Origin of the sequence: Paenibacillus caseinilyticus (assembly GCF_027533645.1) — a bacterium.
In the GTDB taxonomy this organism is placed as follows: Bacteria; Bacillota; Bacilli; order Paenibacillales; family NBRC-103111; genus Paenibacillus_G; species Paenibacillus_G caseinilyticus.
In genome coordinates this window covers 1-16224 of sequence record NZ_JAQAGY010000008.1, presented here as the reverse complement: position 1 = coordinate 16224, position 16224 = coordinate 1, and the positions used below count along the sequence as shown (strand labels likewise).

General features: G+C 55.8%; 17 protein-coding genes. 16 read left to right on the top strand and 1 reads right to left on the bottom strand.

Going from position 1 to position 16224, the window contains the following annotated elements:
- Positions 1-73: 73 nt before the first annotated feature.
- Both O9H32_RS13560 and O9H32_RS13555 read left to right on the top strand, forming a co-directional pair.
- Positions 74-688, top strand: coding sequence for a DUF1405 domain-containing protein (locus O9H32_RS13560; RefSeq protein WP_269866914.1), 615 nt, complete (start codon positions 74-76; stop codon positions 686-688).
- A 53-nt stretch (positions 689-741) separates the two neighbouring features.
- On the top strand, positions 742-1620 hold the full coding sequence (locus O9H32_RS13555) for a sporulation protein YpjB (protein ID WP_269866644.1): 879 nt from the start codon (positions 742-744) through the stop codon (positions 1618-1620).
- 39 nt (positions 1621-1659) lie between these two features.
- Here the strand turns inward: O9H32_RS13555 and O9H32_RS13550 are convergent, their stop codons facing one another.
- Positions 1660-2526, bottom strand: coding sequence for a YitT family protein (locus O9H32_RS13550; protein WP_269866643.1), 867 nt, complete (start codon positions 2524-2526; stop codon positions 1660-1662).
- A gap of 163 nt (positions 2527-2689) precedes the next feature.
- On the opposite strand from O9H32_RS13550, the gene O9H32_RS13545 reads away from it, so the two are divergent.
- From O9H32_RS13545 to O9H32_RS13480, 14 genes are all read left to right on the top strand, one after another.
- Entirely contained in the window at positions 2690-3031 is a 342-nt protein-coding gene (locus tag O9H32_RS13545; protein WP_269866642.1) for a nucleotide pyrophosphohydrolase, read from the top strand.
- An 80-nt stretch (positions 3032-3111) separates the two neighbouring features.
- Positions 3112-3675, top strand: coding sequence for a tetratricopeptide repeat protein (locus O9H32_RS13540; RefSeq protein WP_269866641.1), 564 nt, complete (start codon positions 3112-3114; stop codon positions 3673-3675).
- On the top strand, positions 3668-4471 hold the full coding sequence (gene dapB / locus O9H32_RS13535) for a 4-hydroxy-tetrahydrodipicolinate reductase (RefSeq protein ID WP_269866640.1): 804 nt from the start codon (positions 3668-3670) through the stop codon (positions 4469-4471). Before O9H32_RS13540 ends, dapB begins: the two co-directional genes overlap by 8 nt.
- A gap of 137 nt (positions 4472-4608) precedes the next feature.
- Positions 4609-5031, top strand: a complete 423-nt coding sequence (mgsA, locus tag O9H32_RS13530) for a methylglyoxal synthase (RefSeq protein ID WP_269866639.1) — start codon at positions 4609-4611, stop codon at positions 5029-5031.
- The gene (gene bshB1 / locus O9H32_RS13525; RefSeq protein WP_269866638.1) at positions 5024-5722 is read left to right on the top strand and encodes a bacillithiol biosynthesis deacetylase BshB1; all 699 of its coding nucleotides are present in this window, start codon (positions 5024-5026) and stop codon (positions 5720-5722) included. The genes mgsA and bshB1 overlap by 8 nt, the downstream gene beginning before the upstream one ends.
- 34 nt (positions 5723-5756) lie before the next feature.
- Positions 5757-6926: an N-acetyl-alpha-D-glucosaminyl L-malate synthase BshA gene (bshA, locus tag O9H32_RS13520; protein ID WP_269866637.1), complete on the top strand. Its 1170-nt coding sequence runs from the start codon at positions 5757-5759 to the stop codon at positions 6924-6926.
- Between the two features lie 16 nt (positions 6927-6942).
- Positions 6943-8253 carry a CCA tRNA nucleotidyltransferase gene (locus tag O9H32_RS13515; RefSeq protein ID WP_269866636.1) on the top strand — a complete coding sequence of 437 codons (1311 nt, stop codon included), beginning with the start codon at positions 6943-6945 and terminating at the stop codon, positions 8251-8253.
- Entirely contained in the window at positions 8250-9221 is a 972-nt protein-coding gene (locus O9H32_RS13510; RefSeq protein ID WP_269866635.1) for a biotin--[acetyl-CoA-carboxylase] ligase, read from the top strand. The genes O9H32_RS13515 and O9H32_RS13510 overlap by 4 nt, the downstream gene beginning before the upstream one ends.
- Positions 9222-9555: 334 nt before the next feature.
- Positions 9556-10470, top strand: a complete 915-nt coding sequence (panB, locus tag O9H32_RS13505; protein WP_269866634.1) for a 3-methyl-2-oxobutanoate hydroxymethyltransferase — start codon at positions 9556-9558, stop codon at positions 10468-10470.
- A 21-nt stretch (positions 10471-10491) separates the two neighbouring features.
- On the top strand, positions 10492-11358 hold the full coding sequence (gene panC, locus O9H32_RS13500; protein WP_269866633.1) for a pantoate--beta-alanine ligase: 867 nt from the start codon (positions 10492-10494) through the stop codon (positions 11356-11358).
- Positions 11359-11398: 40 nt separating this feature from the next.
- Positions 11399-11782: an aspartate 1-decarboxylase gene (gene panD / locus O9H32_RS13495; RefSeq protein ID WP_269866632.1), complete on the top strand. Its 384-nt coding sequence runs from the start codon at positions 11399-11401 to the stop codon at positions 11780-11782.
- Positions 11783-11852: 70 nt separating this feature from the next.
- The gene (locus tag O9H32_RS13490; RefSeq protein WP_269866631.1) at positions 11853-12494 is read left to right on the top strand and encodes a tetratricopeptide repeat protein; all 642 of its coding nucleotides are present in this window, start codon (positions 11853-11855) and stop codon (positions 12492-12494) included.
- An 89-nt stretch (positions 12495-12583) separates the two neighbouring features.
- Positions 12584-15439, top strand: a complete 2856-nt coding sequence (dinG, locus tag O9H32_RS13485) for an ATP-dependent DNA helicase DinG (protein WP_269866630.1) — start codon at positions 12584-12586, stop codon at positions 15437-15439.
- The gene (locus tag O9H32_RS13480) at positions 15436-16056 is read left to right on the top strand and encodes a redox-sensing transcriptional repressor Rex (RefSeq protein WP_269866629.1); all 621 of its coding nucleotides are present in this window, start codon (positions 15436-15438) and stop codon (positions 16054-16056) included. Before dinG ends, O9H32_RS13480 begins: the two co-directional genes overlap by 4 nt.
- Positions 16057-16224: the final 168 nt, after the last annotated feature.

The window sequence follows — 16224 nt, the reverse complement described above, 5'->3', positions numbered from 1 at the left end:
ATAGGGAGGATTAGGCTTGGCTCCGTTTCGCTGGACCTATTGGTTTTCAAGAGCGTTTTTGACTAGCGGTTTCATGCTCTGGAGTCTGTTCTGGATTAACCTGCTGGGGACGGTATATGGTTATCAGTGGTACTGGAAGCAGCTCTTGTATACGACCCATGAAATGAACCTGGGATATCTGCTTCCCTTCGTTCCGGATAGTCCGACGGCGAGCTTATTCTTTACTATATTCATATGGTTTCTGATTCGGGACCGCAGAAGAGGGGGAGAGGCGCCATCCGCGCCTGTCGGTGCCTGGAGAGGGATCGTAGAAGTGTTCGCCCTGGTGACCTCTTTTAAATACGGAATATGGGCGGTGGCGATGATCTGGGCGGCCGCCTACCAAGGCGACGCTCCGGTGTGGCAGGATTGGATGCTGACCTTCTCCCATCTCGGCATGGCCGCGGAAGCACTGCTCTATGCGGCACTATACCGCTACCGCTGGATCTCCATTGTTCCGGTCGCCGCATGGGTTCTGCTGAACGAAGCCGTCGACTATGGGATGGGCGTCTATCCGTGGCTGCCCGAAGTACTGGAGGATGACCTGGTTTCTGTCGCCTTGTTCACGCTTGGCATGAGCGTGATCAGTATAGGGATCGCGGTAGCGGTGCGGTTATGGAATCGTACCGGAAAGCGTCCTGCCGGCTAAGGACAAAAGCGGTCTAAACCCGGACAAACCTCCATAAGATGTCCTAGGAGGGGATGACGGTGTTCGGTGACCGGAGAGGAAGAAGAATCGGCCTTATCATCCTGCTGGCGTGCTGTTTGCTGCTGGGCGCGGGCTGCAGCACCACCAGTACAGGGGAGCCGTCTGCCGGGGTTGAACCGACGGAGGCCCAGCGGCAACAGTTGGAATTATTGAACCAAACAGCGGAGGGAATGTATCAGAAGGTGCTGGCGGGAGATGTATCCGGCGGCAGAATGGCACTGGCGCAGCTCAGCGATCAGATTCCACAAATCCGCTTTGAAGGAATCACTACCGTAGAAGGCATGAATGCGCTGACGCAGACCTTAACGGAGACGAAAAAAGTGTTCCAGGCTGTCCGGTACAATCCGCTGCAGGGACAAACGGCGGCGACTAGGCTGAGGCTGGCCGCGGATGCTTTGATGAATAAGAACCAGCCGTTGTGGCTCGGGCATTACAAGACACTGCAGGATGATGTGAATGCGGTGGAAAAAGCCTCGGTAGAGGGGAATCGGGGGATGATGAAAGAGGGGGCCGACGCACTCAGGCAGCACGTGGAGGTGATTCACCCCTCGCTGATCATCTCGAGAGATGCGGCAGATGTGGCCCGATTGGATTCGCTCGTGACTTTCATCGGCAGTCAGACGGACGGGACGGCGGAACATATCCGCAACGTCCAGAATGCCGCTGCTCCGCTCCGGCAGACGATTGACAAGCTGTTTATGAAGAAAGAAACGACAGCCTATCTCCCCTACCCTGAACCGCCGCATCCGATCCTATGGACCTTGACCTTCGGTTCGGTGATCTTGGCTGCCCTTGCGTTCGCCGGGTGGAGGCTATCGAAGAAAGACGGGGGCCTTGTTCCCGTCCGGCGGGGCGGCGAAGAGACCTTCTAGGTTCCCTCCCCCGGCCGGTACAGGAACAGAAACAGCGGCTCAGCCATTAGGCTTGAAGCCTTCGCCTACGACATCGTGTACCTTCGTGATGATGAGAAACGCGAGGGGATCGATCGAGTGGACGAGGTCTTTGAGCCTTTTCATTTCGGTACGGGATACGACACAGTAGATCACGTTCTTGGGCTGGTTCGAGTACGCGCCGAAGGCCGGGAAGATGGTCGCTCCCCGGTCGAGCTCCCGGGTGATGACTGCGGCCACTTCCTCCGAACGGTTCGATATGATCGTGAAGGCTTGAGTGGCATAGGATCCTTCGATCATGACATCGATCAGCTTAGAAGCAATGAACACGGCCACGAATGTATAGAGGATCTTTTCGACCGGCAAGAAGAACACGGAGAGTCCGATGACCACTACATCGATCATAAGGATGGTCCGGCCGATGCTCCATCCTTTCCATTTGTGAGCGATTCTTGCAAGGATGTCCGCGCCGCCAGTCGTTCCGCCATAGCGGAAGACGATGCCAAGGCCCGTACCCAAGGTGACGCCGGTATAGGCAGCCACCAGGAATAGGTCGTTCTCCGTCTTGAAGGGTACGAGCCAGCCGGTATGGATGAGCTCTTCCATGATCCATAGGAAGAAAGAAACGGAGAGGGTACCGACCATGGTGTAGAGCATCGGCGTACGGCCTAAGAAGCGCCAGCCTACGAAAAACAACGGGACGTTCAGCAGCAGGGTGGAGATGGAAGGCTGCAGTCCGAAGATATATTTGAGCAGCAGCGCGATCCCAGTCACGCCGCCTTCCATAATTTCGTTCGGGATCACGAAATAATGAAGACCGAATGCATAAATGGCCGTGCCGAACAAAATCGGAATAATGGTTTTGATGATCGATTGGATATGTGCCATGATAGACCTCCCGGGAATCGGTCGGCATGGATGCCGGACCTACATAGAGATTACCCTATTATAGCAAAAATCATTTGTCATTCGGCCTTCTTTTGCGTTAACATGGTACTAATGTCCGATCCTGCGGACTGAACAATGGTGTAAGGTTGGTGAAGGCGATCTCATGGCCGATAAAACGCTAAAGGACCTCCAAACCGAGGTCGATGCATACATATCCCAGTTCAAAGAAGGGTATTTCCAGCCCCTTACGATGCTGGCCCGCATGTCCGAGGAGGTCGGGGAACTTGCCCGCGAAGTCAACCACAGGTTCGGAGAGAAGCCGAAGAAGCCGGGGGAGGAAGACAACTCCATAGAACTCGAGCTTGGGGATATTCTCTTTATTACGATTTGCTTCGCAAATTCGCTCGGGATCGATCTGAACGAGGCGCATGACAAAGTCATGCATAAATTCCGCACCCGGGATGCGAATCGCTGGACGAAAATCAACACCGAACCCGAAGCCTGAACATATGCTGTACCATCCCCCTGTTCGAATCCGGCTTAAGGTTTCGGACGAGGCGGCACCCCGTTGAGAGGAGAAGGCGGATGGACGGCGAAACGGCGATTCGTAAAGCTTACGAATCGATTCTGAAGCATGATTTCGAGCAGGCGGTCGCATGGTTCGAGAAGGCCATCGCGCTGGATCCGGCGCATCCCGCATATCATTATAAGCTCTCGATCACCTATGCTAGAAGCAACAAGCTGGAGAAAGCGATCGAGCATGCGCAGCAGGCGGTGGCGTTGGATGGGCATGACGAGCATTATGCGTTTCATCTGCAGCATTTGCAGGCGAAACGGCTGCTCTTCACGGCGGAGAAGCTGTTCGACGAACCGGAAGAACGCCTCTGGATGGCGGTCGAGCTGTTGAAGCAGGCCGTGGAACTTGATCCGCTGTCCGTGGAAGGGTTTCTCCTTCTCGGGATGGCCTATCACAGGCTGGGCGAGTATGCACACTCGCTGCGGAGCCTCAAAGAGCTCTTGAAGCTGGATCCCCAGCACGCGATCGGCCGGAGGTTGTACGCAGACTATGAACAAAAGTGGAAACAATATATGAAGAACGCTTCCCCTAGGGGAATGCAGCCCGAAAGGAACGAGAATTCTGATGAATGAAGTCATTACGGTAGCGGTAGCCGGCGCCAGTGGACGAATGGGGCGCGAAGTAGTCAAGATGGTGCTGGGTGACCCGGCACTGAAACTGGCGGCGGCTGTCGCCCGGTCTGTCGAAGGTCAAGATGCGGGGAAATTGGTAGGACTCGAGGCCTGCGGGGTTGAGGTAAAAGGCAGCTTGGAGCAAGCGTTGGCTGAGTCAAAACCTGATGTACTGGTTGATTTCACTACACCTCATTCGGTTGTCCGCAACACCCGTCTGGCCATTGAATATGGCGTCCGCCCAGTGATGGGGACGACGGGGTTCACTCCCGAAGATATCGCCGAATTGGACAAGCTGTGCCGCGATAAGGGAATCGGCGGACTGATCGCTCCTAACTTTTCCATCGGTGCCATTCTCATGATGAAATTCGCAGCGGAAGCGGCCAAGCATATGCCGCATCTGGAGATCATCGAGTATCACGGCGACCAGAAGCTCGATGCCCCCTCGGGCACGGCCATCAAAACGGCGGAGCTCATCTCGGAAGCCCGTCAGGAACTCCGTCAGGGGAATCCCGACGAGAAAGAGACGATCGAAGGATCACGCGGCGGGTATTACAACGGATTCCGCATACATAGCGTTAGACTGCCGGGGGTATTCGCCCAGCAGGAAGTCGTGTTCGGGGCTTTCGGCCAAACCTTGAAGATCCGTCACGATTCGTATGACCGTGCGGGTTATATGCCGGGTGTGAATACGGCGGTCAAGAAAGTCATGACCCATACCGGCCTGGTATACGGATTCGAGCATTACATGGACTAGCCGTCAGGAGGACACGGGAAGAGACCGGTAGTGCGGTTTCTTGACCGCGGTCCTCGTTTTGTAGGACGGAGAATCGCGGCACGAACGAATAACGAGCTTGGCTGGATACCGGAGAGGAGCAGGAAGCAGAGATGAGCATGAAGATTGCATTGATCGCGCATGACCGTAAGAAAGACGAGATGGTAAATTTTGTAACGGCATATGAAACGGTGTTCCAGCATCACGAGTTGTATGCTACAGGCACGACCGGCTCCCGGATTATGGAGCGGACGAAGCTGAGCATCCACCGCTTCATGTCGGGACCGCTGGGGGGGGACCAGCAGATCGGGGCTCTTGTAGCCACCAATGAGATGGATTTGATCATCTTCCTGCGTGACCCGCTCATGGCGCAGCCCCACGAACCGGATATTATTGCCCTGCTGAGGCTGTGCGATGTTCAGGGCATTCCTTGCGCCACCAATATTGCAACCGCCGAGATTCTGGTGAAAGCACTGGACCGCGGCGACTTCGGCTGGAGAGAACTCGTACATAAGTATAAGCCGGGGATCGACCATGAGTGATAGGCTGGATTTGTTGATTTTCGGTGCTCATCCGGATGATGCGGAGATCGGTATGGGCGGTACGATCGCCAAAGCGACGGAGCGGGGGCTGCGGGTCGGCATCTGTGACCTGACCCGGGCGGAGATGTCCTCCAACGGAACAGTCGAGATTCGGCAGGCAGAGGCCGAGGAAGCCTCCAAGAGCCTTGGACTCGTGCACCGCAGCAATCTGGGACTCCCGGATCGCGGGCTCGAGCTCAGGGCGGAGCTCGTCGACCGGATTGTGCTGGAGATCCGCCGCTGGAAGCCGCGTGCCGTGTTCGCCCCTTACTGGGAGGACCGGCATCCGGATCATATCGCCTGCAGCCGTCTCGTACAGGAAGCGGTATTCAATGCAAAACTGCGCAAGTACTTGCCGGAGGCTGAAGCGCATGCAGTACAGGATTGCTATTTTTATTTCATAAACGATGTGACGGTGCCGGATGTCATGGTGGATGTCAGCTCCGTCTACGAAAGCAAACGCGCTTCTCTGCGTGCGTACCGTTCCCAGTTCGAAGCGGCCGGCGCAGGCAATGATTATGTGGCCACCCCGCTCAATCAAAATTATCTTGAGCGAGTGGAAGCCCGGGACGCACTGCTTGGGCAAAAGCGTTCGGTAGTTTACGCAGAAGGGTTCATATCCAAGCTGCCTTATATGGCAGACTTATTGTAAGGAAGCTCGGCAGATAAAGAGGGGAGGCACCATCTTGAAGAACCGGCTAAAAATCGGAATTACCTGTTATCCTACCTTGGGCGGATCGGGCGTCGTAGCGACGGAGCTCGGCAAGCTGCTGGCGGAGAAGGGGCATGAGGTGCATTTTATTACTCACAGCATGCCTTTCCGTCTCGGGAAGTTCGACCGCAACATTTTTTATCACGAAGTCGAGGTTAACGACTATTATGTGTTTAAATATCCTCCTTATGACCTCTCGCTGGCCAGCAAGCTCGCTCAGGTAGTGAAGCTGCAAGAGCTGGATTTGCTTCATGTGCATTACGCCATTCCTCACGCGGTCTGTGCGCTGCTGGCCAAGCAGATGGTCGGCGACCAGCTCAAAGTCGTTACCACGCTGCACGGGACAGATATTACCGTACTTGCCCAAGATGAGTCGCTGAGCGATCTGATCGCTTATGCCATCAACGGCAGCGATGCGGTAACTGCGGTCTCCGATGATCTCATCCGTGAGACCCGGAAGCTGCTCGGGATTACGAAGGAGATCGACCTTGCCTATAATTTTGTGGACAAGCGCGTCTATTATCCGCGCGAGGTAGCTGCGCTCCGCAAAGAATTCGCCCATCCGGACGAAAAGATACTTATTCATATCTCGAACTTCCGTCCAGTCAAGCGGGTGACCGACGTAGTCGAGATCTTCGACAGGGTGAGGAAGGACGTGCCGGCCCGGCTGCTTTTCGTGGGCGAAGGTCCGGAGCTTTCCAAAGTGCTGTGCAAAGTGAAGGAGAAGGGTCTGCTCGACCGGGTGACCTTCTGCGGCAAGCAGGATGACGTCGCCCAGCTCCTCTCGCTGGCCGATGTGATGCTGCTTCCGTCGGAGAAAGAGAGCTTCGGACTCGTAGCTCTCGAAGCGATGGCCTGCGGCGTACCTACGGTGGCTTCGAATGCGGGAGGTATTCCCGAACTCATCACACATGGGGAGTCGGGGTATCTCGCCGAGATCGGCGATGTGGAGGCTATGGCGGAGTATGCGCGCAGGATCTTAACGGACGAAGCCCACGCTGCCAAGCTGCGGGAGGCCTGCCTCCACCGGGCAAGGTATACGTTCTGCAACGACGTGATTACGCGGCAGTACGAAGAGATTTACTATAGGGTGCTGGGCCGGCCGATGCCAGAGGATCTCCGGAAGAAGCCGCTCGAATGTTAAGGAAGCGTGCGGGAAGATGAGCAGACAGACCAAAGAAGCGGCACTGGGCATCATCAAGCGGCTGGGCGTGCAGGGGCACCAGGCTTACCTTGTCGGGGGCTGTGTCCGTGACGAGATGCTGGGCAGACCGGTAAAAGACTACGATATCGCGACTTCCGCAAGGCCGGAGCAGGTACAGGCACTCTTCGAGCGTACCGTGCCGACCGGTCTGCAGCACGGGACGATAACGGTCTTAGCCGGCCGCGAGCCGTATGAAGTGACGACCTTCCGCAGGGAAGGAAGCTACGAAGCGTTCCGCCGCCCGTCGGAGGTGGAGTACATCGACTCGCTGCTGGAAGACCTGCAGCGGCGCGACTTTACGATGAATGCTATGGCATTGGACTCGGAGGGGGTACTTGTCGATCCGTTCGGAGGCATGGACGATCTGCAGCAGGGGCGTCTGCGCTGCGTCGGCGAAGCCGAGGAGCGGTTCCGCGAAGACGCCCTGCGGATGCTGCGCTGCCTAAGATTTGCTTCCGAGTATGGCCTGCAGGTGGAAGGCATGACGTGGAAGGCCCTGCTCCGATCTATGCCGCTGCTGCAGCATATTGCGATGGAACGCTGCCGGATGGAACTCGAACGCATGTTCGGCGGCGCCGATCCGAACCGGGCGCTCTCTTTATTGGCTGAGAGCGGGGCTCTCCGCCAGACGAAGACGCCGCTCGAACTTGCGAAGCTGGACGAAGTTCCCGGAGGCTCGTGGCCGGATCTGCGTGAACTTCCCTCGGCGGATGAGCGGATCGTACTCTTGTTCCTCCGGCTCGGGTTGTCTTCCTCGGAACTGCGGGAGGACATGAAACGGATGACGTTCTCGAATGCACAGATAGAGGCGGCATACAAGACGGCGGAAGCGCACCAATGGCTTTGCGAGAGGGCATGTGCGGATTACACGGATAACGCTGCGAGGGAGGCCTGGCTTCGGGCATCGCTGCGGACCGGAAGAGAGGCCTTATACCGGCTGAGACGGATCTATACATTGGATGGCGAGCGTCTGCCGGGCTTGGCTGATGGAGAAGGCGGAGCGAACGCGGCGGCGTACCTTCGCGCCTGGATCCATAGCGGTGAAGCTTGGCTGGAAGCCATGCCTGCGGGAAGTCTTAAAGATCTGGAGGTCAGCGGACAAGAGGTGGTCCAGCATTTGGAGACGAAGCCGGGTCCTTGGACCGGCCAGGTGCTGAACCGACTGCTCGAGGAGGCTGCCCTTGGCTGGCTTCCTAACGAGAAGAACCGGCTGCTCTCCGCGGCGAAGCCGATATACGAATCTTTACAGAAGAAGGGACGCACATGACTGAGCGTTTAGTGGAGCTGCTCGAAGCATCCCCAGGAGAATTTGTGTCCGGCGAAGAGATCAGCGAGAAGCTGTCAATCTCCCGCACGGCGGTATGGAAGCGGATTGAGAAGCTCCGTGAAGAGGGGTACCGCTTTGAAGCCGTACCCCGCAGGGGGTATCGGCTCATTGGCAAACCCGATAAGCTGGACCCGGCCGCCTTGGCCGGGCTGCTGCAAACCGAAGTGTTCGGCAGGAGGATTCACTACTATCAGGAAGTGGACTCCACACAGACGGCGGCGCTGGCTCTATTGGCGGAGGGAGCGCCTGAGGGTACGCTCGTAGTGGCCGAGAGACAGACTGCCGGACGGGGACGGCAGGGCAGACCGTGGATTTCCCCTAAAGGCAAAGGGCTGTGGATGAGTCTCGTGCTGAAGCCATCGGGACTACCGATCTCCTGCACTCCCCAGCTTACGCTGCTCGTAGCCGTGGCGTTAAGCCGCGCGGTCCGTGCCGAAACCGGACTGGAAGCCGGGATCAAATGGCCGAACGATCTGCTGATCGGCGGCCGCAAGATTTCCGGGATTCTGCTGGAATCGAGGGCGGAAGATGCTAGTCTGCAGCACATCATTGCGGGTGTCGGCATAAGCGTGAATCTGACGGCAGAGGATTATCCGGAGGGGCTCCAGGAGACCGCGACCTCCCTGGCGATCGAAGCAGGACGGCCCATCGACCGCCCCCGGCTTCTGACTCGGTTCCTGTTCGAATGGGAGCAGTTGTACCGGCTCTACATGGAACAAGGCTTCGCGCCCATCAAACTGCTGTGGGAAGCCTTGACCATATCCCTGCACCGGACAATCCGCTGTCGTACACCTCAAGGATTTGTAGAAGGCTACGGGGAGGGAATCGACGAGTTCGGTGCTCTTCTCCTTCGTCTTCCGGATGGAACCATCCGCCGTTTGATTTCGGGGGATGTCGAATTTAGATGACATCGCACGTAATTTTTGGTATAATCATGATGTTGGAGGCGGTATCTTCACGGAGCTGCACTTCACGCATGTTGTCCTTTCACTGATTCCTATCATCCACAACTTCATAGCAGCACCCAGCAATATGTCGGATTCTGCTCTGAGCCCTTCGGGGACCGAGACAGAAGGATCATATGATGAGTTCAACATGTGAACCTTTCGCCTCGGTATCTTCTTTTTGATACCCGGCCGGAAGGTTTTTTTGCTTTGTGCCATACTACTTTTATGAGATGGGTGCCGGTTTCAGCGTGTGGCGAACGCCGTAAGCCGTCACCCCCCCCGGAGGTGCTTATCCATGTCCAACCGCAAACCGGTAACAACAGCCAAGCTGCAGAAGATGAAGATGGACGGAACGCCGATCAGCGTCATCACCGCTTATGATTATCCTTCCGCTCTGCTGGCGGATCAGGCGGGAGTGGACGTCATCCTCGTCGGCGATTCGCTCGGCAACGTCGTTCTTGGCTACGAATCGACGATTCCCGTGACCCTCGATGACATGGTCTACAGCACCAAAGCGGTGACCCGCGCCGTCCACTCCAGTTTTGTCGTAGCGGACCTGCCGTTCATGACCTATCATGGGAGCCTGGATGCTACGCTGGCGAACGCCGCCAGACTGATGCAGGAAGGCTTGGCGAAGGGAGTCAAGCTCGAAGGCGGCGCCGAGATTGCGCCTGCCGTTCGCGCACTCGTGCAGGCCGGCATCCCGGTCATGGGTCATCTCGGACTGACGCCGCAGTCGATCCATCAGATTGGCGGCTTCAAAGTGCAGGGCAAGACGTCCTCCCAGGCCCAGAAATTAATCGACGATGCCTTGGCTCTCCAGGAGGCGGGGGCCTTCTCGATCGTCCTGGAGCTGGTAACAGACCAACTCTCGGCTATCGTGACCGAGAAGCTGGATATTCCGACGATCGGCATCGGCGCGGGTGCGGCCTGTGACGGACAGGTGCTGGTCTACCACGACCTGCTCGGATACGGGGAAGAATCCCATCCGAAGCGGTTTGTGAAGACTTATGCGAATATCGGAGAGATCATCCGCTCCAGCATCCGCCAGTACGTGGAGGAAGTGAAGGACCGCAGCTTCCCAGGACCCGAGCATGCCTTCCATATGGACGACGAAGCGGCTGCTGCGCTGTATGGAAGCGGCGGGGCTGCACAGAGGGCGTCCGAACCGGAACCGGAATCCGAACCGGAGAAAGTGCCCGTGAAATAAATACGAACGGAGCAGGTAGCTATGGAAACCGTAAAGCATATCGATAACCTTCGCCAGACGCTGCGAACGAAGAGGGAGCAGCAGCCAGCGCTGCGAGTCGGATTTGTTCCGACCATGGGATTTTTGCACCGGGGGCATGCGTCTCTGCTGGAGACTGCACGCAAGGAGTGCGACTTTGTCGTTCTGAGCATTTTTGTCAATCCGCTGCAGTTTGGTCCGAATGAAGATTTTGAGCGTTATCCGCGCAATGAAGAGAAGGACCTTGCACTGGCGGAAGCCTCCGGCGTGGATCTGGTCTTCTTCCCGCAGGTGGAAGAGATGTACCCGGCGGCCACCAAGACCATCGTATCCGTTTCCGGAGTCACCCAAGGGCTTTGCGGTGCTTCCCGCCCGGGTCATTTTGACGGCGTGTCGACGGTGGTGACCAAGCTGTTCAACATCGTTCAGCCGGACCGGGCTTACTTCGGATTGAAAGACGCCCAGCAGGTGGCGGTGATCGAACAGATGGTGTACGATCTGAATATCCCCGTAACGATCGTCCCGTGTCCGATCATCAGAGAGGCCGATGGATTAGCGCTGAGCTCGCGCAACGTGTACCTAAGCGACGAGGAACGCCGGCAGGCGCTGGTCCTGTCCGCATCGCTTCAAGCGGCGGAGAAGGAGGTCGAGGAGCAGGGCGCCTCTATTTCTGCAGCCAAGCTGATGGAGAGAATACGGGAAGAGATCGGGCGGGCGCCGCTCGCCGATATCGACTATGCGGAAGTATTGACTTATCCGGCCCTGGAAGCCTTTGAGACGCTCGAAGCGGGGCAGCGAATCATTATAGCTTTGGCGGTACGCTTCGGCCGTACGCGCTTGATCGATAACCGGATCCTGGAGATCCGGTAAGGGAAACGAATTTCGTAATCATCTGAGGAGGCGGCGCATCATGTTTCGCACGATGCTGAAATCCAAAATTCACCGGGCTACGGTGACCGAAGCTAATTTGAACTATGTGGGGAGCATTACCATCGATTCCGATCTGCTTGATCTGATCGATATGCTGCCCAACGAGAAAGTCCAGATCGTGAACAATAACAATGGGGCCCGGTTCGAGACATACATCATTCCAGGCCCCCGCGGCTCCGGTGTCGTATGTCTGAACGGCGCGGCGGCGCGTCTTGTCCATCCCGGCGATACGGTCATTATTCTTTCTTATGTCATGCTCTCCGATGAAGAAGCGCGCAAGCATGTGCCGCAAATTGCCATCATGGGGGAGAACAACCGGGTGGTCTCCGTGCTGAAGGAAGAAATTCATTCCACGGTGCTGTAGGCTTGAATGAAACGGGACGGGGAAACGCACAATGTAATTACAGTAGACGAAGCGTAAGGTGGGATCAGCCGTGTTCAAACATCTTTTTGCTTCCATGAACGAGATGCTGAGCGAAGTCATGGCGGAGTACCCGTCCTCCACCGGCGTGAAACGAAGAGAGCTGCAGGAAAAGCTCCGTGCGCTGAAAGCCATGAGTGACGCTTGCATTGAAGAGTGGCTGCAGTTCGAGGAATCGATGGGCCAAGGGATGCGTACAGCCGGCATGACGTTAAGCGGAGGAGATCCGCTGGACCCGGAGCTGGCAGGCAAACGTACGGAGCTGTTCATCCGGGGCCAAGGCTTTTATAAACTTCATATGTTTGACGAGGCGATAGCGGAATTCGGGGAATTGATCCGGCTGCAGCCCGATTTTAATTTGGCCCGGATCTACCTTGCAATGTCTTATTTGCGCAAAGGTGAAATGACCGAGAGCTACACCCACTTTCAGTTTTTGTCCCAGCTGACGGAGAACCAACAGATCAAAGCCATTTCTTATAATGCGATGGGCTGCATTCAGGCGCAGCAGCAGAATATGGACAAAGCCTGTGAATTTTTTAATATGGCTTACCGGACCGACCCGGCCAGCGTACAGCCGCTTCTGGAACTTGGCGTATGCAGCGAGGGCGGCGGGGGATTGCACTTTGACATTGCCCCCAGCCGCGAGCCCCTGTAGAAGTTCCCTCTAAGTTTGCTATTCCCTTTTGCCCGCAAGATTGGTATTCTAAAAGGGAGAGTGGGAATGAAGGGATTGACACAGCACCTATGAAATTTGCGGTTCTGGATTTTGAAACGACCGGGAGCACGACTGCGGATCGAATAATCCAAGTCGGGCTCTTTATTATAAATGACCAAGAAATTACGGCCAGGTATACTTCTCTCGTAAACCCGGGTATGAGTATACCTGTTGTCATTACAACGCTTACGGGGATTACCGACGAGATGGTGCAGGATGCCCCCTCACTGGATGCCGTCATGGCCGAAGTGGTACCCCTTCTGGAGGAGTCCGTTCTTGTCGGACATAACATCGGCTTCGATCTCGCTTTTTTGCAGCGGGCGTTGGATGAAACCGGGTATTTCCCGTTTGACGGCCGTGTGCTTGATACCATGGACGGTCTCCGTGTTCTCTTCCCTGGCCTCGGCTCGCTTCAATTATCGATGGCCTGCAGCGCACTCGGCATTGTCCACGAACGGCCTCATCAAGCCGACAGCGATGCCGAAGTCACGGCAGCGATTTGGATTCGCTGTATAGAGCGGTTTCAAGAGATGCCGCTGCTCACGCTGCAGCGGATGGAGATGGTGTTTGCCGAGTCCGCAAGCGATTTTGGCTGGTTCGTACAAGAGATGCTGCAGTATAAAGAACTGCATTCGCCCTTGGATCCGGAGGCGGACCGGTATTTCAGACAGTTCGCTCTGAATGTGGAAGAGTGGGGAGATGAGGAGCCGGTGCGGGAGCCGCAGGATGCTGCCCTCCTGCCGGATGACTTCGGCGCATTCTATGACGGTCTGAGGGATACGCTGCAACAAAAATTCTCAGCCTACGAAGAACGCGAAGCCCAAGTGCAGATGATTCATGAGGTCGAAGAAGCTTTCGAGAAGAGCAGGCACCTTATCATTGAAGCCGGCACGGGAACAGGCAAATCGCTCGGCTACTTGATTCCCTCTCTATACTATGGAATCAAACACGAAGAGAAGGTGATCGTGTCCACCCACACGATCAATCTGCAGGAACAGCTCCGTGAGCGGGATATCCCGCTCCTCCATGAGCTGTTCCCTGTCGGGTTTGAAGCGGCTGTCCTCAAAGGCCGCAGCCATTACCTGTGCCTGCGCAAATTCGAGCAGAAGATGAATCTGCTGGATTTCGAGCAGGGGAAGGAGGACCGGGTCACGGCCTCCCAAATGCTCGTGTGGCTCGGTGAAACGAAGAACGGGGATGAAGAGGAACTCCATCTCGCAGGACGTGGACGGTCGTTCTGGCACTCGGTCGCCAGCGATACCGAATCGTGCCTGAACCGGGCCTGCCCCTGGTTCAAGCGCTGCTTCTACCACCGGGCACGTCACCATGCCAATGGAGCAGATGTCATTATAACGAACCACTCTCTGTTGTTCACGGATACGAAGGCCGAGAACCGTCTGCTTCCTTCCTATAAGCACCTGGTGATTGACGAAGCGCATCATTTTGAAGATGTGGCAGGCAAGCACTTGGGTATCGAACTTCATTACCACGGATTATCGAATGCAATCTCCTGGCTGTACAAGGACAGCCGGACCGGCCAGTTGTCGGCCCTTCGGTTCCGTCTGCAGCGTCATGAGGACGAGAAAGCCCAGGCTTGGTGCGTCTTGATCGATCAGGCGGTGGAGAAGCTGCTTGAACTCCGGGAAGAATGGGAGGGCTTATCCGAGCTCCTGTACCAGCTTCTTGCTTCACGGAGCGATCCATCCCAGCAGCAGGAGGGAGGCTCTCTTGTATACCGTCTCCGGAAGGAGAGCCTGCCGGCAAGTTGGGACAAGCTGGAGCTGCTTGAAGAGAACATGATGCTTCACTTCAATGAAACGCTGAAGAAGGCCGAACGGCTCGTTACGGATCTGAAAGAGGTACAGGACGACTACGATGTCCAGGGTGTGCTGACCGACCTTAGCGGTTCCATCAAGGAGCTGAACCGGCAAAGAGATGCGCTTCATTTCTTCATGACGATGCCGGACGAGAATTATGTGTACTGGATAGAAGCGGGGCTTTTCAACAAAAACCGCTCCATACAGCTCTCTTCCGTACCGATCGACGTGAGTTCGATGCTCCAGCAGCAGTTCTTCGGCGTCAAAGACAGTGTGATCCTGACTTCCGCGACCTTGTCGGTAGGCAAGTCGTTCGATTATACCTGCGAGCAGTTAGGGCTGAAAAAGGATGAGAACGAAGGCCACCTGCGAACGGTGCAGCTGCCATCTCCGTTCAACTACCGGGAACAAGCACTCGTCGTCATTCCAAGAGACTTTCCTACCTTGAAAGGGGCTGCAGGCGAGAAGGATTTCCTGGACAGGCTCATTCCTTCCCTTGCCGAAGTGGCTCTTCAGACGCGTGGACGAATGCTCGTTCTTTTTACTTCGAACCGTATGTTGAAGCTCGCCCACGCCGGTCTGAAGGACAGCCTGGCTACCTTCGGCATAACGGTACTTGGGCAGGGAGTGGACAGCAGCAACCGGAGCAAGCTGACAAGAATGTTCCAGAAGAGCCCGGCCTGTGTTCTGCTCGGAACCAGTTCATTCTGGGAGGGCGTCGATATTCCAGGAAGTGCACTGACGTGTCTGGCGATTGTCCGGCTGCCTTTCCAACCGCCCAACCATCCATTGGTGGAAGCGAAGACGGAGAAGCTGAAGCAGCGCGGCATGAATCCGTTCATGAAGCTATCGGTTCCCCAAGCCGTGATCCGGTTCAAACAAGGCTTCGGGCGTCTGGTCAGAACAGCAGCGGATAAGGGAATCGTCATCATCTATGATACACGCGTGATCGATACCCAGTATGGGAAGTATTTTCTGTATTCACTCCCGGGTCCCAAGATCGAGCACATGAACGCGGGCCAGCTTGTGCCTAGAATAAAGCAGTGGATGGGTGAGAACGAAGCATGAAGACGATGAAAATATCGGAAGCGGTCGTCCGGAGGCTGCCTGTCTACCTTAGATTTCTGAACGAACTCAGCAAGAAGAATGTCCAGACCGTCTCTTCCCAGGATCTCGGGGTGAAGCTGGATTTGAATCCGGCCCAGATCCGCAAAGACCTGGCTTATTTTGGGGAATTCGGCAAAAAGGGCATTGGGTATGATGTGGATTACCTTATCGAGAAAATCCGCCAGATCCTGAAGATCGACAAAGTAATCCCTGTCGCCTTGGTAGGAGCAGGAAATCTGGGACGCGCCTTGTGCAACTATAACGCCTACCTTAGGGACAACATGAAGATTGTGGCGGTATTCGATGCTCAGGAGACCAAGATCGGCGAGTCGATCAATCATCTCAAAGTAAAATCGATGGCGGAACTGAACGATGTGATTCGGGAAGCGAAAGTCCGCATAGGCATCATTACCGTGCCCGCGGCCGAGGCGCAGCAGGTTGCCGACCGGTTTGTGGATGCAGGTGTGGAAGCCATCTTGAATTTCGCTCCGCTCATCATCAAGGTGCCTTCGGACATACGCATACACCATGCGGATTTCACCACGGAGCTGCAGAGCTTGGCTTATTATCTGGACTAATATTCCTTTACATGGACCAACAAGAAAAAAGCCCGGAGCGCGATGCGAGGCCACTGAAGAACTAACGCTTTTTCATCGGGAGTCTCATAGAAGTTACAAAAAAGACATCTGCCTCCATTTTTTAGGGAGCAGATGTCTTTTTTAATGGCTCAAAACGGGTTTGCCCGA

Excerpts from the sequence above, each read along its gene's own strand:
- O9H32_RS13540 (WP_269866641.1), top strand. The coding sequence starts at position 3,112 with ATGGACGGCGAAACGGCGATTCGTAAAGCTTACGAATCGATTCTGAAG.
- panD (WP_269866632.1), top strand. The coding sequence starts at position 11,399 with ATGTTTCGCACGATGCTGAAATCCAAAATTCACCGGGCTACGGTGACC.
- dinG (WP_269866630.1), top strand. The coding sequence starts at position 12,584 with ATGAAATTTGCGGTTCTGGATTTTGAAACGACCGGGAGCACGACTGCG.
- O9H32_RS13480 (WP_269866629.1), top strand. The coding sequence starts at position 15,436 with ATGAAGACGATGAAAATATCGGAAGCGGTCGTCCGGAGGCTGCCTGTC.
- mgsA (WP_269866639.1), top strand. The coding sequence starts at position 4,609 with ATGAAGATTGCATTGATCGCGCATGACCGTAAGAAAGACGAGATGGTA.
- O9H32_RS13510 (WP_269866635.1), top strand. The coding sequence starts at position 8,250 with ATGACTGAGCGTTTAGTGGAGCTGCTCGAAGCATCCCCAGGAGAATTT.
- bshB1 (WP_269866638.1), top strand. The coding sequence starts at position 5,024 with ATGAGTGATAGGCTGGATTTGTTGATTTTCGGTGCTCATCCGGATGAT.
- O9H32_RS13515 (WP_269866636.1), top strand. The coding sequence starts at position 6,943 with ATGAGCAGACAGACCAAAGAAGCGGCACTGGGCATCATCAAGCGGCTG.
- panC (WP_269866633.1), top strand. The coding sequence starts at position 10,492 with ATGGAAACCGTAAAGCATATCGATAACCTTCGCCAGACGCTGCGAACG.
- dapB (WP_269866640.1), top strand. The coding sequence starts at position 3,668 with ATGAATGAAGTCATTACGGTAGCGGTAGCCGGCGCCAGTGGACGAATG.
- O9H32_RS13555 (WP_269866644.1), top strand. The coding sequence starts at position 742 with ATGACGGTGTTCGGTGACCGGAGAGGAAGAAGAATCGGCCTTATCATC.
- panB (WP_269866634.1), top strand. The coding sequence starts at position 9,556 with ATGTCCAACCGCAAACCGGTAACAACAGCCAAGCTGCAGAAGATGAAG.
- O9H32_RS13545 (WP_269866642.1), top strand. The coding sequence starts at position 2,690 with ATGGCCGATAAAACGCTAAAGGACCTCCAAACCGAGGTCGATGCATAC.
- O9H32_RS13550 (WP_269866643.1), bottom strand. The coding sequence starts at position 2,526 with ATGGCACATATCCAATCGATCATCAAAACCATTATTCCGATTTTGTTC.
- O9H32_RS13560 (WP_269866914.1), top strand. The coding sequence starts at position 74 with ATGCTCTGGAGTCTGTTCTGGATTAACCTGCTGGGGACGGTATATGGT.